Raw genomic sequence first — 20,889 nt, 5'->3', positions numbered from 1 at the left:
CTCCGGATTTATTCCATTATTTTGATATTTCAACGGATTTGCATTCTGGCGTCGCATGAAGTATATTCTGCTGGCAGTACGGGGAATAGCCCGGATCTGGCGGGCTGTCTGTTTATTCACAATATGGCGGAAAAATCATTATGAAGATCCTGCATTGGGAAACGCTCAGCTTCCGTTCCTCCTCCATCCTGAAGCTGTTCAAACACCATTTGCCGACTGGCGGAGAGATCGAGGAGCACCGGCACGATTTCCACGAAATTTTCTGGATTCTCTCCGGCGAGGCGGAACACGAGGTCAACGGGGAACGGAGCCGCCTCCGGCACGGCGACCTGGTCTGGATCCGGCCGCACGACCGCCACCGGGTGACCGGGGCCAGCCGGCAGCCGCTGCAATTCTACAATCTCGCATTTCCGGCTGAAATCATCGGGGAGCTGACCGCCCGTTACGAGGAGTTCCGCTACTATTTCGGCAGCGACAACCGGCAGCCGATCATGATACCCTTGTCGGAGTCGCTGTTCGAGTGGCTCGACCGCGGCGCGGCGGGACTGCGGAACAATCCTGAATCGCGGCTTGCCCTCGACCGTTTCCTGATGAATCTGGTCGGCGAACTTTCCACGATGCTGGCGAATCCGTACCGCCGCTGCCCGGCATGGCTGCAGGAGGCGGCTGCGGAGCTGGAACGGCAGCCGGAGCACCTGAAGCTCGGCAGCCGGGCGCTGGCGGTTCTCGCCGGGCGCACGCCGGAACATGTCGCGCGCGAGCTGAGGCGCTTTGCCGGCGTCACGCCGAGCGAGGCGGTAAACCGGGCCCGCGCCGACTACGCCGCCCGGCTGCTCTCCGGCAGCGACCTGACGATCACGCAGATTGCATACCAGTGCGGTTTCGGCTCGCTGAGCGGCTTTTTCCCGGCGTTCCGGCGGTTTTACGGGGAGACGCCGCTGGAATACCGCAGGACGCACCGGATTTTCGCGAACATCTGTTTTCCGGACGCCAACGGCTCCCGACGGTACTGAAAGAGTAACTCCGCCGTCCGGCGGGCAGTTTCCTGTGTCATTTTTCCCTGCCGAAAAAAGCGGAGGATTTTCTTTTGTAAATTGGTACTATATTGGTTTAATTGGTTGTATATTTATTCATTTTTTTACAATATGGTATTGACTTTGTTCAAAAATATTGTCATAATATATAACGTGATGATCAAAACGAAAGGATACGGTTCATGATAAAACATGCGGCGGTCAGCCGGAATAAAAATGATTCTCTGTTTCTGGAACTGCAGGAGGCAATCCGACAGGGGCATTTCCCGGTCGGGACCCGGATTCCGACCGAACGCGAACTGGCCGTGAATTATGCGTGTTCGCGGGCGACCGTCCGCAGCAGCCTGCGCAAGCTGGAGGAATTGAAGTTCATCGAGCGGGTGCGCGGTTCCGGCACTTATGTGCGGGAGACGGGCTGCCGGGAACAGGCGGTGTGCTACCGCGTCGCGATCTTTCTGGAAGGCAAGGGAACCTTGGGAGAGGACGATCCGTTTTACAGCAGGATTCTCTCCGGGTTGTTTCAGGACGGCAAAATGGGGTTCCTGCCGGAGATCCATCAGGTCAGAAGCCGGGAGTCGTTTCCGTGGAGCGAGCTGGACCTTTCCAGTTACGCGGGGCTGATCATCGGCTTCCAGTTGTCGCGGGAGGAGGGGGAGGACCTGAACAGGGTCGGTATTCCGTTCGTCGCGCTTGAAAAGCCGGAGGGCGACCTGAGTGTCTCCTACGTCGCGGTGGACAACCGGACCGGCGCCGGGATCGCCACGGAGCACCTGCTTGAATCCGGCCGCCGGAATCCGCTCTTTCTGTGCGGGGAAACTTCGCTGCACATGAACCGGAACAAGATATGCGGTTTTTTCGAGGCGCTGGAAAAGGCCGGAGTTTCGGCCGATCCGGAGCGGATCGTCGAAATCGTGCCGTATGACGAGAAAGCGACCGCCGAAATCATCCGCCGGGAGCTGCCGGAACGGGCCGGTTTCGATTCGCTGCTGATCTACGGGGACTGGGCGACCTGGGCGACGGTCAACTATCTGCGCGAACGCGGGATGCGCATCCCGGAGGATGTCGCGGTGATCATGTACGACGAATTCAACTGGGTGTCGCGGGCGCTGGAGCTGCCGCTCACGTCGGTCCGGCAGCCGCATGCCGAACAGCTGCGGACCGCGCTCGCGATTCTGATGCGCAAGATTCGGGATATGCACCAGCCGCAGGTCGTGCAGACGATCCAGCCGACTTTGCTGGTCCGGCGTTCGAGTATGAACTATTGAGTTTACGGGGGAATATTATGAAAATGAGAGTTCGGATGAGTTTCGCGCTTTTCTGCTGTGCGTTGCCGTTCCTGCCGGCCGCGGCGGCGGAAGGCGCCGGGCTGGCGAGTTGGCTGTGCTGGCCGCCGGGCAAACTCCAGGTGGCTGCCGGGGCGGAGGATTCCCTTGTTTTCGACCAGTTGAACAACACCGGCTTCTTTTCGCTCCCGGTAAAAAAGGCCGGCAGCGTGCTGCGGGAGGTCCGGTTCCGCATCCGGAAACTGCAGGAGAGCCGGGTGGGGAAACTCGAAGTGATGGTTCAGGAAAAGGGAGGCGAGATTTTTTTCCGCGAGATCGAGCTTGCACCGGAGTGGCGGAACCACTCGTTCCGGCTTGATTCGCTGCGGCTCTATCCCTACGGCGGAGCGAAAATCGAGGATGGCAGGCTCGATCCGGCGGCGGTGGAGAGACTCCGCTTCAACGGCTGGCCCGCCGGGCGCAAATTCGAGATCGCCGGTCTCGAACTGGTGTATGCCGAAGAAAGTCCCGACGGCACCGTCCGGGAGAGTGTCGAGTTCGGCAGCGCCGAATGGCACTGCTGGCCGGCCGGCAAGGTCGGCGTGAAACCGCTCGACCGGGACCGCGCCCTGCTCGACCTGATGAAGCCCGGCCACGCTTCGCTGCCGCTTCCCGCGGGCGAGTTTGCCGGAGTGTCGTTCACGGCCCGGCTCGCCGCCGGAGAGACTCCGCTGGAGCAGGAGGTGATGCTGGTCGAGAACGACGGAGAGATCCACTTCACGACGGTGACGCTGGAAAAGGAGGCGAAGCGGTTCAACCTGCCGGTGTCGGCGTTCCGCCTCTACACCTACGGCAATGCGAAAAAGGCGGACGGCAGGCTTTCCGCATCCGGCATCGCCCAGTTGCGGTTCAACGGCTTCGGCAAGCCGAGGCAACTGGAGCTTTCCGATCTGGAACTGCGGTTCGGCGCCCGGAAAAAGGAGGAGGCCTCCGTGGCCGACCGCTTCACCATCAGGCCGATCGAGTGGAAGCCCGCCGGAGAAAAATTCCATTCATATTATCCCGGCGCGCAGGATGTCGGGATCGCCGGAAATGCGTTCACCCGCAATGGCCGCCGCACCTTCCTGCTCGGCGGCTGGCAGCTCGACGTGGAAGGGCCGCCGTGGCTGATGCGCATGTTCGGTGTGGATGTGATGATCTACAACGCGGATGAAATCTATACGCTTTACCCGCCGCGGCGGCTGCCCGACGGCAGGCTTGAAGTGAGCTGGAGCGAAAATCCGTGGTATGAGGCGGTGATGCGCCGCTTCCTCGGCAACGGAATCCGCTTCTGGCACGAACACAAGGCGCACCCGCAGTACAGCCAGCTGCGCAAGCTGCCGGAGTTCAGCGAGGTTTACAAAGCCGGGCACTTTGTGCCGTATGATCCGTTTCACCCGCAGGGCGAGGCGATGTATATGGAGATGTTCAAAACGTGGATGCGCTATACGCGGAAGTACCCGGTTTTCTGCTATGAGCTGTTCAACGAGATGATCTACAACAATCCGCACCGGACCAGCCGCGAAGCGTTCGGCCGGGCGATGGAGAAGAAATTCGGTTCCATTGAAAAGGCGAACCGGGCGTGGGGAACCGCGTTCCGGTCGTTTGCCGAGGTCAACCCGCCCGGCTATGTCGCCGACGGCGGCAGAAACGGGGCGCTTCCGCGCGAAACGCTGGCGGCGCGCGAGGGGCGGATGTACCCGAATCTGCTGGTGGACTGGGAGAAGTTCCAGGAGGAGCGCAGCTATCAGGCCTCCCGCTCTTTGATGGCGAAGATGCGTGCGCTCGATCCCGATCCGAAGGTCTACTCCACGCTGCAGAGCCACCTGAATCTCTGGCTCGACTACACCGGAATCGGCATCAGGCCGGAGATGCTGACCGATTTTTCGGATTTCTATTCGCACGAAGCCGGAATCAACTATCCGGAAACCGGCGGCAGCCGCAGCTTCCACAATCTGGCCGGAGTGCTCAAACCGCTGTTTTTCAGCGACGCGGTGCGCGGCTTTTCGCCGGATAAACCGGTGTTCAATGCCGAGGCGCCGTTGAGCGTGAATGTCCGCGGCGCGCACAAGACGGAGCTGATCGAGAGCGATCTGGCCGGACTGCACCGCAAATGGAAATTTTTCGATGCGACGCAGGCGGAACCGGCGGGCTGGCGGGAAAAGGCATTCGACGACCGCGACTGGGGAAAAGTGACCGTTCCGGCGATGTGGGGCAGCGACGGTTACCGCCTCTGCCAGGTCGGGCTTTACCGGACGGGGTTCAAAGTTGCCGAACCGGCGCCGGGCCGCGTTTACCTGAACGGGCAGGGCTTCGCGGACAAGGCCGAACTCTGGCTGAACGGCCGGAAGATCGGTTCGGCGGACGGCTTCGATGCGAGTTTCACCTTCGACATCACGGATGCGCTTGAACCGGAAAATGTGCTTGCGGTCCGGATTGAAAACCGTTATTTCCTCGACGGCACCTATTACGGCGGAATCCGCGGCTTCGTTTCGGTGAATACGGCCCGGCTGGTGCCGGATTTCAAGTGCGGCGTGGAGGAACGCCATCTGCGCAGCTTCCTGTGGTCGCAGGCGATCCGCGGCACCTCCGGCGTGATGCTCTGCTACGAAGGGAATTTCCTGAAACCGGCGAGCCGCTTCCTGCCCGGCGTGAAAGCCGAGCTTGAAAACCTCGCGGACATCATTTTCGATCCCGCCGCCCGCCGTCCGGCGCAGGTCGGCATGATCTATCCGCTGGAAACGCTGCGCGCCCTCACGCACAAGGACTACCTCGAAACGATCACCAGCCCGGCCACTTCCGACCTGATGCCGTACTATGCGGGCGCGCTGTTCACCCGCAGCGGCGGAGTCGACGTGCTGCGCAACGGCGATCTGGAAAACGGGAAACTGCCGTACCGCGCGTTGATCGCCGCCTCGAATCTGCGTTCCACTCCCGCCGCCGTCGCCGCGTTGCGGCGTTACGTGGAGCAAGGGGGCACGCTGCTGGCGGAGTACGGTTCCTTCACCGTGAACGACGACACCCACGAGCCGCTCGATGCGTCGGCGCTGACCGGGGTGAAAATCCTGGGCTGTGAAACCGCGCCGGCCTCCTGCACTCTGCCCGGCATCGGCACGGTGAACACTCATCCGCGCCGGATCGACGGAACCACCCGCGCCTCCCTTGAGCTGTGCGGCGCAGTTCCGGTGCTTTCGTATGCGGACGGGACGCCGCTGCTGGCCGAACATAAAATCGGGAAGGGGCGCGTCCTTTTCCTGAACGGCACGCTGAAGGCGGAGGCGGTCCGGGAACTGACCGGCCGCCTGCTCCGGGAGAGCGGAGTTGCGCCGCTGGTCGAGCTGGACTCTTTGCCGGGGACCCCGCTGCCCGGCAGCGTGGAGACCGTTTTGTACCGCGACCGCGCGGGAAGGAACGTGCTGTTCCTGCAGAACTTCGACCCGGACGGCGCCGCCTTCGCGAAACTCGCCGGGCTTCCGGCGGGGAATTACCGGATGCGCAACGCTTCGACCGGGCGGAAGATCCCCTCCGTGTCGGGAAAGGCCCTCTGGAGCGCGGAGGAGCTGGCGAAGCCGTGGCCGGTCCGGCTGAACCAGTACGATCCGGTGGTGCTTTTGCTCGAACCGGAAAACGTTGAACCGCTGGCGCTTTCCGGCATCTCGCCGGTCCGGCTTGCAATGCTGAACGAACTCTGGCGCGTCGCCCCGGAGAAACCGGGCCGGCCGACCGTTGCGGTCGCTCCGGTCAGCGGCAGCACCATCGACGGTGCGGTCGGAATCGCGCCGACTGCGTACCGGCTGCTGGCGGACCACGGTTTCAATGTGAAGTTGTTTCGCAACGGAAGTTCGCTCGACGGCGTCGACGTGCTGCTTTTGCAGAACCGGACTTTCCGATTGTCCGAGCCGCGGAAAATCCTCGATTTCGTGCGGAACGGCGGTGCGCTGCTGGTCTGCGGCAACGCATTTCTGAACTATCACGTCGACGGGCGCAATCCGCAGCTGCTCGAAGGGCTGGGACTTGCGGAAGCCGGTCTGGGCGGAGTGCTTTACAATAAAAGTGACGCGCCGCCTCCGGCGGACAAGTTGCGCGTGACCTGCCGCGACTTCACGGCGGACCCCGTCACGGAGCATGTGGAGAGTTTCGTGACCTCCGCCGCGACCTGGCTTACAAAACTGCCGGAGGAGGCCCGGGTGCTGCTGAAAGCGCCGGAGAGTTCGACCGCGCCCGGCAAACCGCTTCTGGCGGAATTTCCGTTCGGCAAGGGCAAGGTCATCTGGATCGGCGACGGCTGGTTCCTGCGCCCGCTGAACCTTGAATTGGGCGGCAACGCCCAGTTGCTGCTGAATATCGTGAACAGGCTCGCGGGCAGGCCCGTCGCCAGGCTGACGCAGGCGGAGCTTGATTCGGCGTTGTTCATCACCGCGGCGAAACTCGAACAGGCGGAGCAGGATGAGAAGGCCGGGCGGACCGTATTCGACCGCCCCGTCTCCGCTCCGCTTTATACGGGCGACGACACCGGGAAAGTAAACGGCATCGCCGGCGGCGATCCGATTGTGGATTTAATGAGGTAATCACAGCGAAAGGAGTGATCCATGAAAAGAAATTTTACTTTAATTGAGCTGCTCGTTGTAATAGCGATCATCGCAATTCTGGGCGGCAAGGTGCCGCCGCCGAGTAACGGGATGTGCGTCGCTTCGCTCCTACTTATCCCGCTGGTGGGCTTCGCCCCCCCGGCCCCCCGGAAGAGGCGCCATTTCACCCTTATTGAGCTGCTCGTTGTAATAGCTATTATTGCAATTCTGGCGGCGATGCTGCTGCCCGCACTGAATCAGGCCCGCGAACGGGCGCGTGCGGCGAGTTGCATGAGCAACGTCAAACAGATCATATTTGCGAACAATATGTATCTCGGAGATAACGACGGAGTGTTTTTCAGCAAGGGCAATTCAAATTGGAGGGATTGGGAGAATCTTGGATTGCATTTGTTCCAGAAGCTCGCACCGTACTGCGGCATTTCCGGCGACTGGAAGGAGTGGGACGGTTCGACCGATCTGATCCGGCGCGAGGCGAAGGTGTTTCTATGTCCCACTGCTCCGAACCGGAAAACGAACTACAGCTACGGCTATAACACCTGGGGGCTGGTCGAGTATCTGGAAAAGGAGTCCCGGTGCTGGCAGCCGAGCATGACTTTTGTGATCGCCGATGCACGCCGCAGCAAAGGCGGAATTTACGATTACAACTGTTTCGGAGATTCCGTCAGCAATTTCGATTACCGGGCCTGGTCGATCAACGAGGGCAGGCACAACTCCTCGAATCAGGTCGGTTTTCTGGACGGACACGCCGAAAATGTGAAAATCAATACTGACGGTGTCCCGTTCAAATATTCAGGTCGGTGATCCGGTGTGATCCCGTGACAGGCAGTCGGAGGCGATTCGCCTGGGGAAGCCTGCCGTTTTGAAGGCAGGCGGGCCTGTCCTTCCTGCGGGCGGCAGACCTTGTGCGCCACGCGGCCTGATTTGCAATCAGGCACCGGTAGCTGAGCGAAGCGCCTCCGGCGGCCGGAGGCACGCCCCGTATGCCCGGAGCCGGTCACGGAGCGAGGAATTTCACGTCGTATTCGCGGCGCGGCAGGGCGCGGTATTCGCCGGGCGTGCAGCCGTGGACTTTACGGAAGATCCGGCAGAAGTAATAGGCGTTGCGGTAGCCGCACTGTTCCCCGATTTCAGAGATGGTCAGGCGGCTGTTGCGGAGCAGTTGACGGGCGTGGCCCATGCGCAGTTTTTTGATGTATTCCGCCGGACTGACCTGCATGTGCTTGTGGAACAGCGCGTTGAAGTAGCTCGGGCTCATCCCGTTTGACGCCGCGATTTCTCGGATCGCCAGTTCCCGGTGGAAGTGGTAGGTGATGAAACGGATCGCAGCGGCGAGTCCGGCGGGAATTTCGGCGGTGCCGTCGATGCTTCCTTCCAGCCGGGTGATCCGGGCCAGCAGCGCCGGCAGCAGGAGGCGGCACTGGTCGAGTGCCTGTTCCTGATAGAGCAGCACCAGTTGTTCCATCCAACTGCGGACGAACCGGTCGGAGCGCACGTCGATCGAGCGCAGGTCGTTGCGGAAAACTCCCGGCTTGGCTTCAAAGACCACATAAAAGGTGCGCACGAAGCCGAGATCGATCTGGCGGTGCTCCAGTTCGGGCGGGATGATCAGGAGTTCACCCGCCGCGATTTTCCGGTCCCGGAACGGGATGCGGTTTTCGCATTCGCCCTCGACGATATAGACCAGTTCGGTTCCATTGTGGCGATGCAGCGGCGTGCTGCGGGTGCTGGCGTGGAACCCTGCGTAAGAAAATTCGACTTCCGGCATCTCCGGCCCTTTCAAAAAAGTAGATTTGTACTATAATAACCGATAAAAGTGATATTGTCAACACTTGGTGCGGAAAAAGTTTTCCGGTATAATATAAGCAGACATGGAATTTCCGTAACCAGGCATCGGGAGGTTATGACAATGACGATTGGCCGAAACACACATTTTACCCTCATTGAGCTGCTCGTGGTAATAGCCGTGATCGCGATTCTCGCGGCCATGCTGCTGCCCGCGCTGAACAAGGCGCGGGACCGGGCGAAACGGACGTCCTGCCTCGGGCAGACCCGTGAACTGAACAACGCGCTGCTGATGTACGCCGGGGACAGCGGCGACATGCTGCCGTTCGTGCGTTCGCAGCCGAACTCGCATCTGCCGTATTCGTGGGAACGCGGTTCTTTCGTGGAGCCGCTCGCCCGTTATGCCGGTTCCGTGAATACGCTGCTGAAGCTCGGCGTCTGCCCGGCATCGGTGACCACGCTCGACGTCGTGAAGAACGAGCGCCGCTACGGGACGGCGGACACCCCCGCCGAATACTGGGAGGTGGACATGCTCTACATCGGCGCGCTCTGCGACCAGCCCTACGGCTACTGGATGGAAGGTCCGCCGCGTTCCGGGGCGCGGCAGAAGCTCACCAAGTCCAAGCCCGGCGACGTGATGGTGGCCGACCAGAATATCTGGATGGAGGGCCGGACCGACTCCCGGATCAACCACGCGGGCGGCCGCCTGACCGGCAAGCTGGAGTTCCTGACCTTCCTGAGCATGATGACCGGCGGCAACCGGGCACACGTCGACGGCTCGGCGCGCTGGATTCCGTGGACCGAGAGCGGCAAGTGGACCGTCACGGAACGCGGGCGGCGGCCGAAAGCCGCCACCGACGGCCACTATCAGCACGGCGGCGGCCGTCCCTACTTCTGGTAATTCCCGGCGAAAGGAACCGAATTGTGAAAATTCTCTGTAAAACCGTTTCCCTTATTCTTCTGATCCTGAACACCCTGCGGCTCGGCGCGCTCGGCGTTGCGGAGTGGCAGTTCTCGGGAGCGTCCCGGCTCCCGGCCCCGGACGAAGTCGCCGGAATTCCGGCGGCCGCCTCCGGGGATGCCTCCCGGCTGGCGCTCCGGGAGGGCGTTCAATTCCGCAACCGCGACGCGGCGGACGACTGCGGCGCCTATCTGCGGATTGCGGACCAGCCGTCGCTGACCGGCCATGACAACGGCAAAAACGGGCTGGCATCGCTGAATCTGGCGGTGCGGTTCCGGCCGGAAACCATCCGTCACGCGGTGCTGCTGCGCAAGACCGATCCGGGAACCGACTTCGGCTATCAACTGTTCCTGACCGGAGAGGGAAAGGTCGCGCTGCGCATCCGGAACCGCGGCGGCAAAACCGTGAACGTCGTCAGCAGGAACCGGGTCCGTCCCGGCGAGTGGAACATGGCGGACGCGACCGCCGACTCGGCGCGCACACTGTACAATCTGCAAGTCCGGCTGAACGGAGTCGTGACCCGGGCCAGCGGCGCTTTCACTCCGCTCTCCGACACCTCCGGGGCGCTGACTGTCGGCGGCCTTGAGCGGGGGCCGGGCAAATCCGGGCAGTACTTCGACGGAACGATTGCTTCGGCTGCCGTTTCCGACGTGACCCGCGCGCTGGACGAACCCGGCGCGGTCGATCCTGCTCCGGCGGACATGACCGGCACACACCTGCCCGGCATCGAACGCATGGAGTTCGTCTATCAGGAGCCGCCGACTCCGGAGTGCCACGCCGCGACGGTCGCGGACCTCGGCAACGGTGAACTGCTGGCGGCATGGTTCGGCGGCACCTGCGAGGGGCACCTTGACGTCGGAATCTGGACGGCCCGTTATTCCGGCGGGCGCTGGTCCAGGCCGGTCGAAACCGTGCAGCGGCTCTATCGGGACGGCGTCTATTACCAGCTCTGGAATCCGCTGCTCTTCCGCCACTCCTCGGGAAAGCTCTTTTTATTCTACAAGTACGGCCGCCCGTTTGAACATTGGGACTGCGCCTATTTGACTTCGGACGACGGCGGCAGGACATGGAGCGCCCCGCATTATCCGGGCGGCAGGCTCCACGGACCGAGTAAAAACAAGCCCGTGGAGCTGGAGGACGGCACCATCTACTGCCCCGCCGGGGGCGATAAAATGGAATATACGCCTGATCTCGGCAAAACTTGGAAGGTCGTCCGTTTCGACAATCCGGAAAAATTCAGGGGCGTGATCCAGCCGGCCCTGCTGCGCCACGGCAACGGCGTGCTGCAGGCGCTCTACCGCACGATGGGCGAAAAGCATCTCGCCGAAAACTGGTCGCATGACAACGGGCGGAGCTGGTCGGCGCTGAAGATGATTTCCCTGCCGAGCAACAACTCCGGCTTCGATGCGGTTGAATTGAAGGACGGGCGGTTCCTGCTGGTCTACAACCACGCCGAAACGCCGGATGGGCGCTGGGGCGGCAAGCGGACTCCGCTGAACGTCGCGGTTTCATCGGACGGGAAGGAGTGGAAGCCCGCGCTGATCCTGGAGGACGGACCCGGCGAATATTCCTATCCGTCGGTGATTCAGGCCGAAGACGGCAAAATCCACGTGATCTACACCTGGAACCGCGTTCGGATCAAACACGTGGTGCTCGATCCGGCAGCACTGGAACGGTAACACTATCTGATCGGAGAAACAACCATGTTCAGACTCGGAGACCTGCTGGCACTGGTGCTCTATTTCGTCGCGATGGCGCTGATGGGCGTCTACTTCGCCCGGAAAAACAAAAGTACCGAGGACTACTTCCTCGGCAACCGCTCTTTTCCCGGCTGGGCGGTCGGGCTGTCGATGCTCGGCACCTCGATCAGTTCGGTGACTTTTCTGGCGCTGCCGGCGGCGGCCTATGCGCTGGATTTCCGGCAGTTCGCGCAGTCGCTCGGCATTCTGGCGGCGGCGGGGATGGCCTATTACTTCTTCATCCCGTTCTTCCGGCGCGGCAGGATGACCAGCGCATTCGAGTATCTCGAAGCGCGCTACGGCAGCGGTGTGCGCTGTTATGCGGCGGTCAGCTTCATCATCCTGCAGTTCGTCCGGCTTGCGACCATCCTGTACCTGATCGCGCTGCCGATGGCGGAGATGACCGGTTTCCCGCTTTTTGCGATCATCGCGGTCACCGGAATCGTAGTCGGCGGCTATACCGTATTCGGCGGCTTCGAGGCGGTGATCTGGACCGATGTGGTGCAGACGATCCTGTTGCTCGGAGGCGGTGTGCTCTGCTTTACCCTGATCGCATTCAAGATGCCCGGAGGCTTTGCGCAGATTTTCGACATCGGCATGGAGTATCACAAATTCAGCCTCGGCCCGATGAGCTTCGCGCTGAACGACCGCACTTTTCTGGTCACGCTGCTGGTCGGCATCGTCGGCTTCATGACCGAATATTCCAGCAACCAGAATGTGATCCAGCGTTACATCGCCGCGAAATCCACCCGTGAAGCGCGCAAGGCGACGCTGCTGTGCATCTTCATGAGCCTGCCGACGTGGGGAAGTTTCTTCTTCCTCGGCGTCTGCCTCTTTGCGTTCTACCATGTGTTCAGTGACGAAACCGTCGCCGGGCTGGCCGCCGACCAGGTGCTGCCGCACTTCATTTTCGCGGAGTTGCCGCCCTTCGTGGCCGGAGGGATCGTTGCGGCCTGTTTCGCGGCGGCGATGAGTTCGCTCTCCAGCTCGATCAACAGCATCGCGACCATCGGCACCGTCGATTTCTACAAACGGTTCGGCAAGGGTAAAACCGACAGTGAGGCGCTCCGTTTCGCAAAAGCCGTGTCGCTGCTGGTGTCGGCCGGCATGATCGGCGGCGCGGTCGGAATTCATTACATCCCCAAAGAGAGCATCAACGATATGACCATCATTCTCGCGTCGCTTTTCGGCGGCGGGCTGCTGAGCATCTATCTGCTCGGATTCTTCACGCGCCGGGTCGGGAACGGCGCGCTGCTCACCGGGCTTGTGATCGCCCTCTGCTTCAATGTGCTGATGATGCTTTCGTCGTTCGGCGTGATCCGGATGCCGTTCCACTCCTACTGGACCAGTATCCTTGTGAACGGTATTCTCGCGCTGATCGCGTGGCCGCTCTCGTGGCTGCTTCCCAACCGCAGGAACCTCGACGGCCTCACCGTCTGGACCCAACGGTAAATGACCGATAGATTTCACTCTACCCCTTGGCCTTCGGAGGTGAGCCGTGGGGAAAGCCTGCCGTTTTGAAGGCAGGCGGGTCTGTCCGCCCTGTCGGTCGGCAGACCTTGTGTGCTACGCGGCCTGATTTGCAATCAGGCTCCGGCAGCTGGGCGCTTCGCGGCGGCAAGCTGCCGCTGCCGTGACTGTCTCCGACGGCCGACGGTTTCACCGTTGGATCACGACCGGCAACGTGCCGGTGCGGCAAATGGCCGATAGGCCTCACGCAACCCATTATTAATACCCCCGGTTTTGAATTTTTACGCAGCAAAAATTCAAAACCGTACCCGGCGCCGGAGGCACGTTCCGGCACGGGGTAAAGTTACGCGCGGCGGATGGCCGTGTCGATGGCGGCGTAGAAGCTGCCCGGATCGGCGACGCCGCGCCAGGCGATGTCGAAGGCGGTGCCGTGGTCGGGGCTGGTACGGACGATCGGCAGTCCGAGCGTGGAGTTCACCCCCGAATTGAACGCAAGCATCTTGAAGGGGATGTGCCCCTGGTCGTGATACATCGAAACGATCCCGTCGTAACGCTCGCGGGTGGATTCGATGAACAGCGTATCGGGGGGAAAGGGACCGTCGATATCGATTCTTTGTTCACGCAGCGCGGCGAGGGCGGGCTTGGTGACGGTTTCATCTTCGGTTCCCATGCAGCCGTTTTCGCCGGCGTGGGGATTGATCGCGGCGGCGGCGAGCTTCGGATGCGGCACGCCCTCGCGCCGGATCACTTCGTCGAGCAGCTTCGCGACGGTCACAATCCGGCCGGGCGTGACCTGCCGGGGGACTTCCGCCAGTGCGATATGGGTGGTCACGAATACCACGCGCAGCCTGCCGGAGGACTGCATCATCACGAAGTCGCGGCAGCCGCAGAGTTCGGCGATGCGCTCGGTGTGGCCGGTGAAGGGGATTCCGGCGAGGTTCACCGAATACTTGTTCATCGGGGCGGTTACGATCGCGGCGACTTTGCCGGCGATCGCATCCTGTGTGGCTAGGGTCAGCGCGTCGTAGGCGAGCTTGCCGCAGCGGGCGGCGGCCTTGCCGATTTCCAGCTCGGCGAACGGGAGCGTCCCGGCTGAAACGACTTCGGGAAGCCGTCCGTGGGTCCACCGTCTTGCCGCTTCGGCGAGGATGGAGGGTTCGCCGTAGATCACGAAGCGGCAGCGGTCCGACCAGCGGAAATCGTCGGCGGCCCGAACGGCGAGTTCGGGGCCGATTCCGGCGGGGTCCCCCATGGTGATCGCGATGACCGGGAGCGTATTCATATTACCAGACCTGGCCTTTCTTCTCGTAATAGGCGGCCACATTCGGCACGATCGGCTTGATCAGCTTCTTGATCGCTTCGGCGTATTCGCGGATTTCGGCCTGGGCGTGGTCGCTGTCGCGCAGTTCGAGGAAGTGGAGCAGATTGGAGAGGTCGACGGTTCCCCAGAAAGTGACCATCATATTCTGCGGCAGCACGCCGCGGGCCTGTTCGCGGCAGACGCCGGCGCCGAGCAGTTTCTCATAGAGGGCGAGGCTGGCCCGGTTGTGGGCGTCGATCTGCGCCTTGAGGTCGTCGCCCTTGAAATCCGGATCGAGGAAGGAGGCCTGCCGGTTGTTTTCGGACTGGCGGCGCAGCGTGCCGGGGGTGTAGAACTCCATGTCGATCTCGGTGTAGCGGCGGGAGATTTCGTTGTAGCTCCAGGTGCGGTGACGGTGCCACTGGCCGCGGATGAACAGCGGGCAGTGTACGCTGAACGTGAACACCACATGCTCCAGCGGGCTGGTGTGGCGGTTGTCGATCAGGTAGTCGAGCAGCTTCACGTCGCGCTCGTCCATGCTGGACTTGAGCTTGCCGAAGGAGACGCGGGCGGCGTTGACGATGGTGGCTTCGCTGCCGAGGTGGTCGATCAGGCCGACCCAGCCCTGGCCGTCGAGGACTTTGACATGATTGGCGGGGGGGACGTTGAGGTGTTCCATGAAACTTTCTCCTATGATTAAAAATGAAAAAATAAAAAACAAAAATAAATCCGCCAAAGGCGGCTTACGCCACCGGCAGCTTGCCGGACGCGGTCCAGCTCTCCCAAAAATAAAAATCTAAAATAACAGCCGCTTTAGCGGCGTCGCCGCCCCGTGCTACGGGGACGCGGTCCAGCGGCGGAACGCTGGTCGGCTGCTGTCGAGCTGCGCCTGCGCAGCTCAGAAGCAGACGAAATGCAAGGTCCGCGAATGCGGACCGCAACCGCAACGATACCACCCGCGCAAAAGCGCTTGCCGGAATCAAAAATAAGCAACGCGAATTTTTGTTTCCGGCGGTAAGCGCGTTGCCGCCGCCATCACCTTTACGGCTACCGAAAAGCGATGCTGAGTTCTGCAACTTTGCCGTTTTTTTCCCTGTCTGACTGATTTATCTGACAGTATAAATACTTCCTTCTGAGTGTCACTACCCCCAACCCCAATGAACTCATACTTCCAGCACCGGTTTCCTGTAAGACTGTTTTCTTCGCCACTTAAAAAGTTTACCCGGTTTAAAGTATTCCAAAGGCGCTTCACGTCGTGGGAGGCTCATGCCCCCGCGTGGCCGTATCTTCAATTATAAACAACCGTTGCCGCCCCTTGCGGCGGCTCCGCGCTCAGAACCGACAGTTTCAAACTTGCTTCGCTCATTTGAAACTGTCGTGCGCTCCGCCGAGCGGTACTGTTCCGGTTGCGGTCCGCATTCGCGGATCTTGCATTTCGCTGTGCTCCGGGCCGCACCTGCGCGGTCCTCCGCACTGCGACCAGCGTTCCGCCGCTGGACCGCGTCCGGCAAGCTGCCGGTGGCGACGGCGGCAAGCCGCCTGTTCTTTTTTTATTTATTTTTTGAGGTCGCCTGTTCTTTTTTATTTATTTTTTTGAGAGGGAAGCGATCAGTTCCCTTACCGCTTGCGCCGCTTTTTCGGCATTTACCGCCATCGCTTTCGCCGCCGCCTCCGGTGCATCCCCCTCATACGGTGTTTCGTACGTGAGCTGCGAAGTCCGTTCCGTCACATCCCCGGCTTTCCCCGAAAACTCCACACTCAAAACCGCGGTATGCCGCGCCCGGTCGAATTCAAACCGGTAGATCGTCGCATTCAGGCGCACGCTTTTTCCCATCTCTCCCGCCGGGTCCGGCAGTTCGGTGCGGATTCGCCGCTGCAACAGCAGCTCCGGGCTCAGCAGCCAGCGGTTGTATTCGTCGGAAGAGAGCCGGTCGCCGCTTTCGCGCACCAGAAATCCCCGGTTGGAGCCGGACAGGTTGCGGAACACCCCGAACCGGATCGGCAACGCCGCCGGTTTGACCGCTTCCGCCGCCGGAACCCCGAGGTCGAAGTCGACCGGCTCCGTGTAACTCGGTCCCATCAGCACGCAGCCGCCCAGCCCCAGAACGAGCATCGGCAGCATCAGCAATCGCATTGGTTTCATTGTTTGTTCTCCTCTATTCCGAAGCGGGGATTTTCAGCACCTGCCCGACCCGCAGCCCGGTACTGCTGCCGAGGTTGTTCGCTTCCATGATGATCCGGTATTTATTGGCGGAACCGTAGAACTGTCGGGCGATTTTACCCGGTGTGTCTCCCGGTTGAACAGTATAACTGCGCTCGCCCGGAACTTGCGGAACCGGCGGCGGCTGTGGTGCGGCCGCCGCGCTTTTCAACTGTGCAATGGCGCGTTGCTGGTTGAGCAGCAGCCGCTTGAGCGAATCCAGCCGGTCGCGCAGCACCTTATTTTCTTTCCGGAGCATCGCCAGCTCGTCGTCCGGCGGCGTCGGCAGCTCCTCGCGGGTCAGGGCGCGCAGCAGCTTGGCTCGGGCGAGCCTGCGGTAGCCCTCGATCAGCTCCCGGTCCGGCGAATGCGGGTCGAGGCGCAGGAACATATTGTAATGGTAGAGCGCCGCCGCCGGATCGGCCAGCGATTCATCGTACAACGTGGCCAGCGTCCGGTGGCCGAGCGCCGAATCGGGGCGCTGCTCCACGAATTTCAGGTAAAATTTCTCGGCGAGCTCGAAGTTGCCCTCTTTGCGGTACTGGTCGCCCTTGAGCATCATCGGGTGTCGGGCCGGATCGCTCTGGCCGCAGCCGGTCGCGAACAGCAGCAGGATTGCGAAAAGGAGTCCATATTTCATCGGCCCGCCTCCGTGATCATCCGGCGGAGTACCGCCAGCCCGCAGACGGCGGCGGTTTCCAGCCGGAGCACATAGGGGCCGAGGTTCAGCGCATGGATGTTCGCGTGCGCCATCGCCTCCTCCTCGGCGGCGGTGAAGCCCCCTTCCGGGCCGACGAACCATGCGACGTTTCCGGCGGCGGGCCGGGGCGCCTCGGCGCCGGGATTTTCCACTGCGCCGAAGTAACCGGTTCCGGAAAATTCCGCCAGCGCGGCGGCCAGCTTTACCGGCGGCGCAATCTTCGGCAGGAACGGATTCCCGGATTGCTTGCACCCCTCCTGCAGCAGCGTTTCCCAGCGGTCGCTCCCCTCCGGGGCCGCGACGGAACGCTCGCAGAGCAGCAGGCGGATCTCCCGCACTCCGAGTTCGGCGGCCTGCTTGAGCAGCGTGTCGAATTTGGCCTTGCGCGGCACGGCGGTATAAAGCAGCAGTCCGGTTTCCGGCTCCGGGACCTGTTCCCGGGAGACGGTCAGCAGCACCCGTCCCGGCTGCACCGTCGCGAGCGCGCGTCCGCCGCGCCCGTCCAGCAGTTCGACGGTGTCGCCGGGAGCGGCGCGCAGCGTCTTGAACAGGTGATCGCTTTCGCGCTTCGCCAGTTCGACCGGTTCGCCGGCCTTTCCCAGTGTGTTGCAGAAAAAACTGTGCATGATCCGTATCCACATCTCCATTTTTGATAATCTAACCTGTAAACCGTTAAAATTCAATGTTCTGATTTGAATTTTAGCGGTCGGGAGGCTATCTTTGAAGCGGATTTTTTTGTTTTGAATCAACGGAGTATCTCGTTTCCATGTACAACTGCATCATCTGCCGCTATCACGAAATCGCCACCAAAGGCAACAACCGCAATATGTTCGAGCGGTGCCTGGTGGATAATCTCAAACACCAGCTTAAAGAGCTCGGAATCTGCAGGGTTCACCGGGTGCGGGGGCGCATCTGGATCGACCGCGCCGATGGCGGCGCATTTTCGGCGGAGGAGCTGGATGCGATCCGGCCGCGCATCGCCGGAACCTTCGGGCTGGAATCCTTTTCCCCGGTGGTCCGGCTGCCGGTGGATATGGATGCGATCCGCCGCGCCGCGCTGGAGATGGCTCCCGAAGAACTCGGGCCGGTGCTGGCGGAAAAAGAGTGCGTGACCTTCCGGGTGCGCGCCCGCCGCAGCAACAAACGGTTTCCGTTCCGCTCGCAGGAGATTGAAATCGACCTGGTGACCAGTCTGGCGAAGAAGTTCGGCGACGGCAGGTTCAGGATCGACCTGAAGCACGCCGAAGTGACGCTGGGCTGCGAGGTGCGCGACGAATTCGCGGCGCTTTTCTGGCACCAGTATCCCTGTCCCGGCGGCTTGCCGGTCGGCAGTAACCCGAAGGTGCTGACCCTGCTTTCCGGAGGGATCGATTCACCGGTGGCGGCGTGGCAGATCATGAAGCGCGGCTGCCCGACCGACTTCATCACCTTCCACAGCGCGCCCTATACGCCGCCGGAAACGGTGGATAAGGTCAGGGGGATTGCTGAGCATCTGAATACGTTCCAGCAGCATGGCGTACTGCACTTGTGCAACCTCGCGCCGATGCAGAAGCTGATCCGCGACAACTGCAATGAACGGTTCCGCACCGTGCTCTACCGGCGTGCGATGCTGCGGATCGCCGAACAGGTCGCGAAAAACACCGGCTGCCGCGCGCTGGTGACCGGCGAGGCGGTCGGACAGGTCGCCAGCCAGACCATCGTGAACATGAATACGATCAACCGGGCGGTCGATATGCTGGTGCTGCGTCCGCTGGTCGGGGCGGACAAGCTCGAATCGATCCGGATTGCCGGGGAGATCGGCACGCTGGAGCTCTCCAACGTGCAGGTGCCGGACAGCTGTACGGTGTTCGCGCCGAGCCAGCCTTCGACGGCGGTCCCGGAACCGCTGGCGGAGGCGGAGGAGCTGAAAATTCCGGGATATCCGGAGGTAATCGAAAAAATCGTCGCAGATATCGTGTCTGTCGCTTGAATTTTCGGCTCCGAAGTATTAACTTCTCAGTAAGAGTAAATTTTAAATTGGAATTCGCCGATCCGCATCACCGGAACCGGGTCGGCACACAGTTACCGGGGGTAGAGGTTTGGCCAGAGATACCGAATACGTGCTCAGTCTGCTCGAAGAATACGGCATGGTGACGCCGGAGCAGGTGGCAAAAGCCCGCGAGGAAGCGGAGACGACCGGCGGATTGACGGACGCCGTCGATATTCTGAAGAAAAACGGCGTGATTCAGGAGCAGGAGCTGCTCGCGATGCTTGCGCAACAGTACGGAATGGAGCTGGTCGATATTTCCAGCTTCGATATTCCGCAGGGGGTGATCGATGCGCTCGGCCCCGACGTGGTGCAGCACTACCGGGTGGTGCCGGTCGCGAAGCACGACAACATCCTGACCGTCGCGATGAGCGACCCCTCCGATATGGAGACGCTCGATACGATTCGCTATATTCTCGGCGGAGACGTCGATGCGGTGGTCGCGCCGCAGAGCCAGATCGAGAAACAGATTCTGAAGCACTATGCGGATGAATCCGAGCAGGTCAAGCATTATGTCGACGACAACGCGATCGGCGATGCCGACATGATCATCGAAAACGGCGAGAACACCAGCGCGTTGGGGGACGCCGAAGCCGACGACGACGAAAACGCTCCGATCATCCGCCTGGTCACGATGCTGATCATCGACGCCTACAAGATGAAAGCGTCGGATATTCACCTCGAACCGATGGAAAAGCGCTACCGCGTCCGCTACCGGGTGGACGGCGCGCTGCGCGAGGTGGACGGCCCGCCGAAATTCATGCAGGCGAACTTCACCAGCCGCGTGAAGATCATGGCCCGGCTGGACATTACCGAAAAGCGGATTCCGCAGGACGGGCGCATCCAGGTGACGGTCGGGGATAAGGATATCGACCTGCGCGTGTCGTCGATTCCGACCACCCACGGCGAGAGTATCGTCATGCGTATTCTGGACAAGGCGAGCATCCAGCTCGACATTCCGAAGCTCGGCTTCTATGCGGACGACCTTGAAATGGTCAACAGGATCATCAACTATCCGGACGGCATCTTTCTGGTGACCGGCCCGACCGGTTCCGGCAAGACCACTTCGCTGTACGCGTTCCTGAATACGATCAACACCACCAGCCGCAAGCTGATCACGGTGGAGGACCCGGTTGAATACCAGCTCGCCGGCATCAACCAGGTGCAGGTGGACCGGCATGTGGATATGACCTTTTCCGCGGCGCTGCGCTCCATGCTCCGCCAGGCGCCGAATATCATCATGGTCGGTGAGATCCGCGACTTGGAAACCGCTGAAATCGCGATCAACGCGGCGCTTACCGGCCACCTGGTGTTCAGTACGCTGCACACCAACGACGCCCCGGGTGCGATCACCCGACTGGTGGACATGGGAGTGAAGCCGTTTCTGGTGGCGACCGCGTTGCGGGCGGTGATGGCGCAGCGGCTGCTGCGCCGGATCTGCCCGGAGTGCAAGCAGCCGTACACGCCGACCAAGTCGGAGATCAAGATGCTCCGCCTTTCCGACGAGTATCTGGCCAATCACCAGTTTTACAAGGGGGCCGGATGCAAGCGGTGCGGCAACACCGGCTACAAGGGGCGTATCGGTATTTATGAAATTTTCCAGGTGACCGAAGACATGGCACGGCTGATCTTCGCGAATGAATCCACCGGCGTGATCCGCGAAGCGGCCCGTCTGGCGGGAATGCGTTCGCTGCGCGAGGATGCGATGCGCAAAGCCGAAGCCGGCATCTCGACGCTGGAAGAGGTGATCTTCGTTACTTTGATGGATGAAAACTGAGGCACGGGTA

16 protein-coding genes are annotated in these 20,889 nt (G+C 61.3%); 9 read left to right on the top strand and 7 right to left on the bottom strand.

What is annotated here, in order from left to right:
- The first annotated feature begins 140 nt into the window (after positions 1–140).
- From C8D82_RS09310 to C8D82_RS09295, 4 genes are all read left to right on the top strand, one after another.
- Positions 141–1,013: a helix-turn-helix transcriptional regulator gene (locus C8D82_RS09310; protein WP_116884006.1), complete on the top strand. Its 873-nt coding sequence runs from the start codon at positions 141–143 to the stop codon at positions 1,011–1,013.
- A 203-nt stretch (positions 1,014–1,216) separates the two neighbouring features.
- A complete protein-coding gene (locus C8D82_RS09305) occupies positions 1,217–2,299 on the top strand; it encodes a substrate-binding domain-containing protein (RefSeq protein ID WP_116884005.1) in 1,083 nt (360 codons plus the stop codon).
- A 17-nt stretch (positions 2,300–2,316) separates the two neighbouring features.
- Positions 2,317–6,903 carry a DUF4350 domain-containing protein gene (locus C8D82_RS09300; protein ID WP_133245135.1) on the top strand — a complete coding sequence of 1,529 codons (4,587 nt, stop codon included), beginning with the start codon at positions 2,317–2,319 and terminating at the stop codon, positions 6,901–6,903.
- 21 nt (positions 6,904–6,924) lie between these two features.
- On the top strand, positions 6,925–7,725 hold the full coding sequence (locus tag C8D82_RS09295) for a type II secretion system protein (protein WP_116884003.1): 801 nt from the start codon (positions 6,925–6,927) through the stop codon (positions 7,723–7,725).
- Between the two features lie 193 nt (positions 7,726–7,918).
- On the opposite strand, the gene C8D82_RS09290 is transcribed toward C8D82_RS09295, so the two are convergent.
- Positions 7,919–8,689, bottom strand: coding sequence for an AraC family transcriptional regulator (locus C8D82_RS09290; protein ID WP_116884002.1), 771 nt, complete (start codon positions 8,687–8,689; stop codon positions 7,919–7,921).
- Positions 8,690–8,830: 141 nt separating this feature from the next.
- Here C8D82_RS09290 and C8D82_RS09285 point away from each other — a divergent pair, with 141 nt between their 5' ends.
- Genes C8D82_RS09285 through C8D82_RS09270 form a run of 3 tightly spaced genes read left to right on the top strand, consistent with a single transcriptional unit; the run spans position 8,831 to position 12,858 of the window.
- Positions 8,831–9,607 (top strand): type II secretion system protein, encoded by a 777-nt coding sequence (locus C8D82_RS09285; protein WP_116884001.1) that lies wholly within the window; start codon positions 8,831–8,833, stop codon positions 9,605–9,607.
- 23 nt (positions 9,608–9,630) lie between these two features.
- Positions 9,631–11,346: an exo-alpha-sialidase gene (locus C8D82_RS20650; protein ID WP_165832968.1), complete on the top strand. Its 1,716-nt coding sequence runs from the start codon at positions 9,631–9,633 to the stop codon at positions 11,344–11,346.
- A gap of 24 nt (positions 11,347–11,370) precedes the next feature.
- Complete coding sequence (locus C8D82_RS09270; RefSeq protein ID WP_116884000.1) at positions 11,371–12,858, top strand: sodium:solute symporter family transporter; 1,488 nt, start codon at positions 11,371–11,373, stop codon at positions 12,856–12,858.
- Positions 12,859–13,219: 361 nt separating this feature from the next.
- Here C8D82_RS09270 and pdxA read toward each other — a convergent pair whose 3' ends face one another.
- From pdxA to C8D82_RS09245, 6 genes are all read right to left on the bottom strand, one after another.
- Entirely contained in the window at positions 13,220–14,158 is a 939-nt protein-coding gene (gene pdxA / locus C8D82_RS09265; RefSeq protein WP_165832967.1) for a 4-hydroxythreonine-4-phosphate dehydrogenase PdxA, read from the bottom strand.
- A 1-nt stretch (position 14,159) separates the two neighbouring features.
- Positions 14,160–14,855 (bottom strand): FAD-dependent thymidylate synthase, encoded by a 696-nt coding sequence (thyX, locus tag C8D82_RS09260; protein ID WP_116883998.1) that lies wholly within the window; start codon positions 14,853–14,855, stop codon positions 14,160–14,162.
- Between the two features lie 64 nt (positions 14,856–14,919).
- Positions 14,920–15,252, bottom strand: coding sequence for a hypothetical protein (locus C8D82_RS20645; RefSeq protein ID WP_133245133.1), 333 nt, complete (start codon positions 15,250–15,252; stop codon positions 14,920–14,922).
- Positions 15,253–15,761: 509 nt separating this feature from the next.
- Entirely contained in the window at positions 15,762–16,319 is a 558-nt protein-coding gene (locus C8D82_RS09255; RefSeq protein ID WP_133245132.1) for an ABC-type transport auxiliary lipoprotein family protein, read from the bottom strand.
- A 13-nt stretch (positions 16,320–16,332) separates the two neighbouring features.
- Entirely contained in the window at positions 16,333–17,016 is a 684-nt protein-coding gene (locus C8D82_RS09250; RefSeq protein WP_116883996.1) for a LysM peptidoglycan-binding domain-containing protein, read from the bottom strand.
- The gene (locus C8D82_RS09245; protein ID WP_165832966.1) at positions 17,013–17,702 is read right to left on the bottom strand and encodes an RsmE family RNA methyltransferase; all 690 of its coding nucleotides are present in this window, start codon (positions 17,700–17,702) and stop codon (positions 17,013–17,015) included. The genes C8D82_RS09250 and C8D82_RS09245 overlap by 4 nt, the downstream gene beginning before the upstream one ends.
- A gap of 140 nt (positions 17,703–17,842) precedes the next feature.
- Between C8D82_RS09245 and thiI the strand changes: the two genes are divergently transcribed.
- Together thiI and C8D82_RS09235 are read left to right on the top strand one after the other, a co-directional pair.
- The gene (thiI, locus tag C8D82_RS09240; RefSeq protein WP_116883994.1) at positions 17,843–19,045 is read left to right on the top strand and encodes a tRNA uracil 4-sulfurtransferase ThiI; all 1,203 of its coding nucleotides are present in this window, start codon (positions 17,843–17,845) and stop codon (positions 19,043–19,045) included.
- 109 nt (positions 19,046–19,154) lie between these two features.
- On the top strand, positions 19,155–20,879 hold the full coding sequence (locus C8D82_RS09235) for a GspE/PulE family protein (RefSeq protein ID WP_207776102.1): 1,725 nt from the start codon (positions 19,155–19,157) through the stop codon (positions 20,877–20,879).
- The last annotated feature ends 10 nt before the right edge of the window (positions 20,880–20,889 follow it).

The sequence above is a fragment of the Victivallis vadensis genome, from assembly GCF_003096415.1.
Taxonomy (GTDB): domain Bacteria; phylum Verrucomicrobiota; class Lentisphaeria; order Victivallales; family Victivallaceae; genus Victivallis; species Victivallis vadensis.
This window is presented reverse-complemented; position numbering and strand designations above follow the sequence as displayed.

Coding starts and splice junctions, on each gene's coding strand:
- C8D82_RS09310 (WP_116884006.1), top strand. CDS start 141: ATGAAGATCCTGCATTGGGAAACGCTCAGCTTCCGTTCCTCCTCCATC.
- C8D82_RS09305 (WP_116884005.1), top strand. CDS start 1,217: ATGATAAAACATGCGGCGGTCAGCCGGAATAAAAATGATTCTCTGTTT.
- C8D82_RS09300 (WP_133245135.1), top strand. CDS start 2,317: ATGAAAATGAGAGTTCGGATGAGTTTCGCGCTTTTCTGCTGTGCGTTG.
- C8D82_RS09295 (WP_116884003.1), top strand. CDS start 6,925: ATGAAAAGAAATTTTACTTTAATTGAGCTGCTCGTTGTAATAGCGATC.
- C8D82_RS09290 (WP_116884002.1), bottom strand. CDS start 8,689: ATGCCGGAAGTCGAATTTTCTTACGCAGGGTTCCACGCCAGCACCCGC.
- C8D82_RS09285 (WP_116884001.1), top strand. CDS start 8,831: ATGACGATTGGCCGAAACACACATTTTACCCTCATTGAGCTGCTCGTG.
- C8D82_RS09270 (WP_116884000.1), top strand. CDS start 11,371: ATGTTCAGACTCGGAGACCTGCTGGCACTGGTGCTCTATTTCGTCGCG.
- pdxA (WP_165832967.1), bottom strand. CDS start 14,158: ATGAATACGCTCCCGGTCATCGCGATCACCATGGGGGACCCCGCCGGA.
- thyX (WP_116883998.1), bottom strand. CDS start 14,855: ATGGAACACCTCAACGTCCCCCCCGCCAATCATGTCAAAGTCCTCGAC.
- C8D82_RS09255 (WP_133245132.1), bottom strand. CDS start 16,319: ATGAAACCAATGCGATTGCTGATGCTGCCGATGCTCGTTCTGGGGCTG.
- C8D82_RS09250 (WP_116883996.1), bottom strand. CDS start 17,016: ATGAAATATGGACTCCTTTTCGCAATCCTGCTGCTGTTCGCGACCGGC.
- C8D82_RS09245 (WP_165832966.1), bottom strand. CDS start 17,702: ATGCACAGTTTTTTCTGCAACACACTGGGAAAGGCCGGCGAACCGGTC.
- thiI (WP_116883994.1), top strand. CDS start 17,843: ATGTACAACTGCATCATCTGCCGCTATCACGAAATCGCCACCAAAGGC.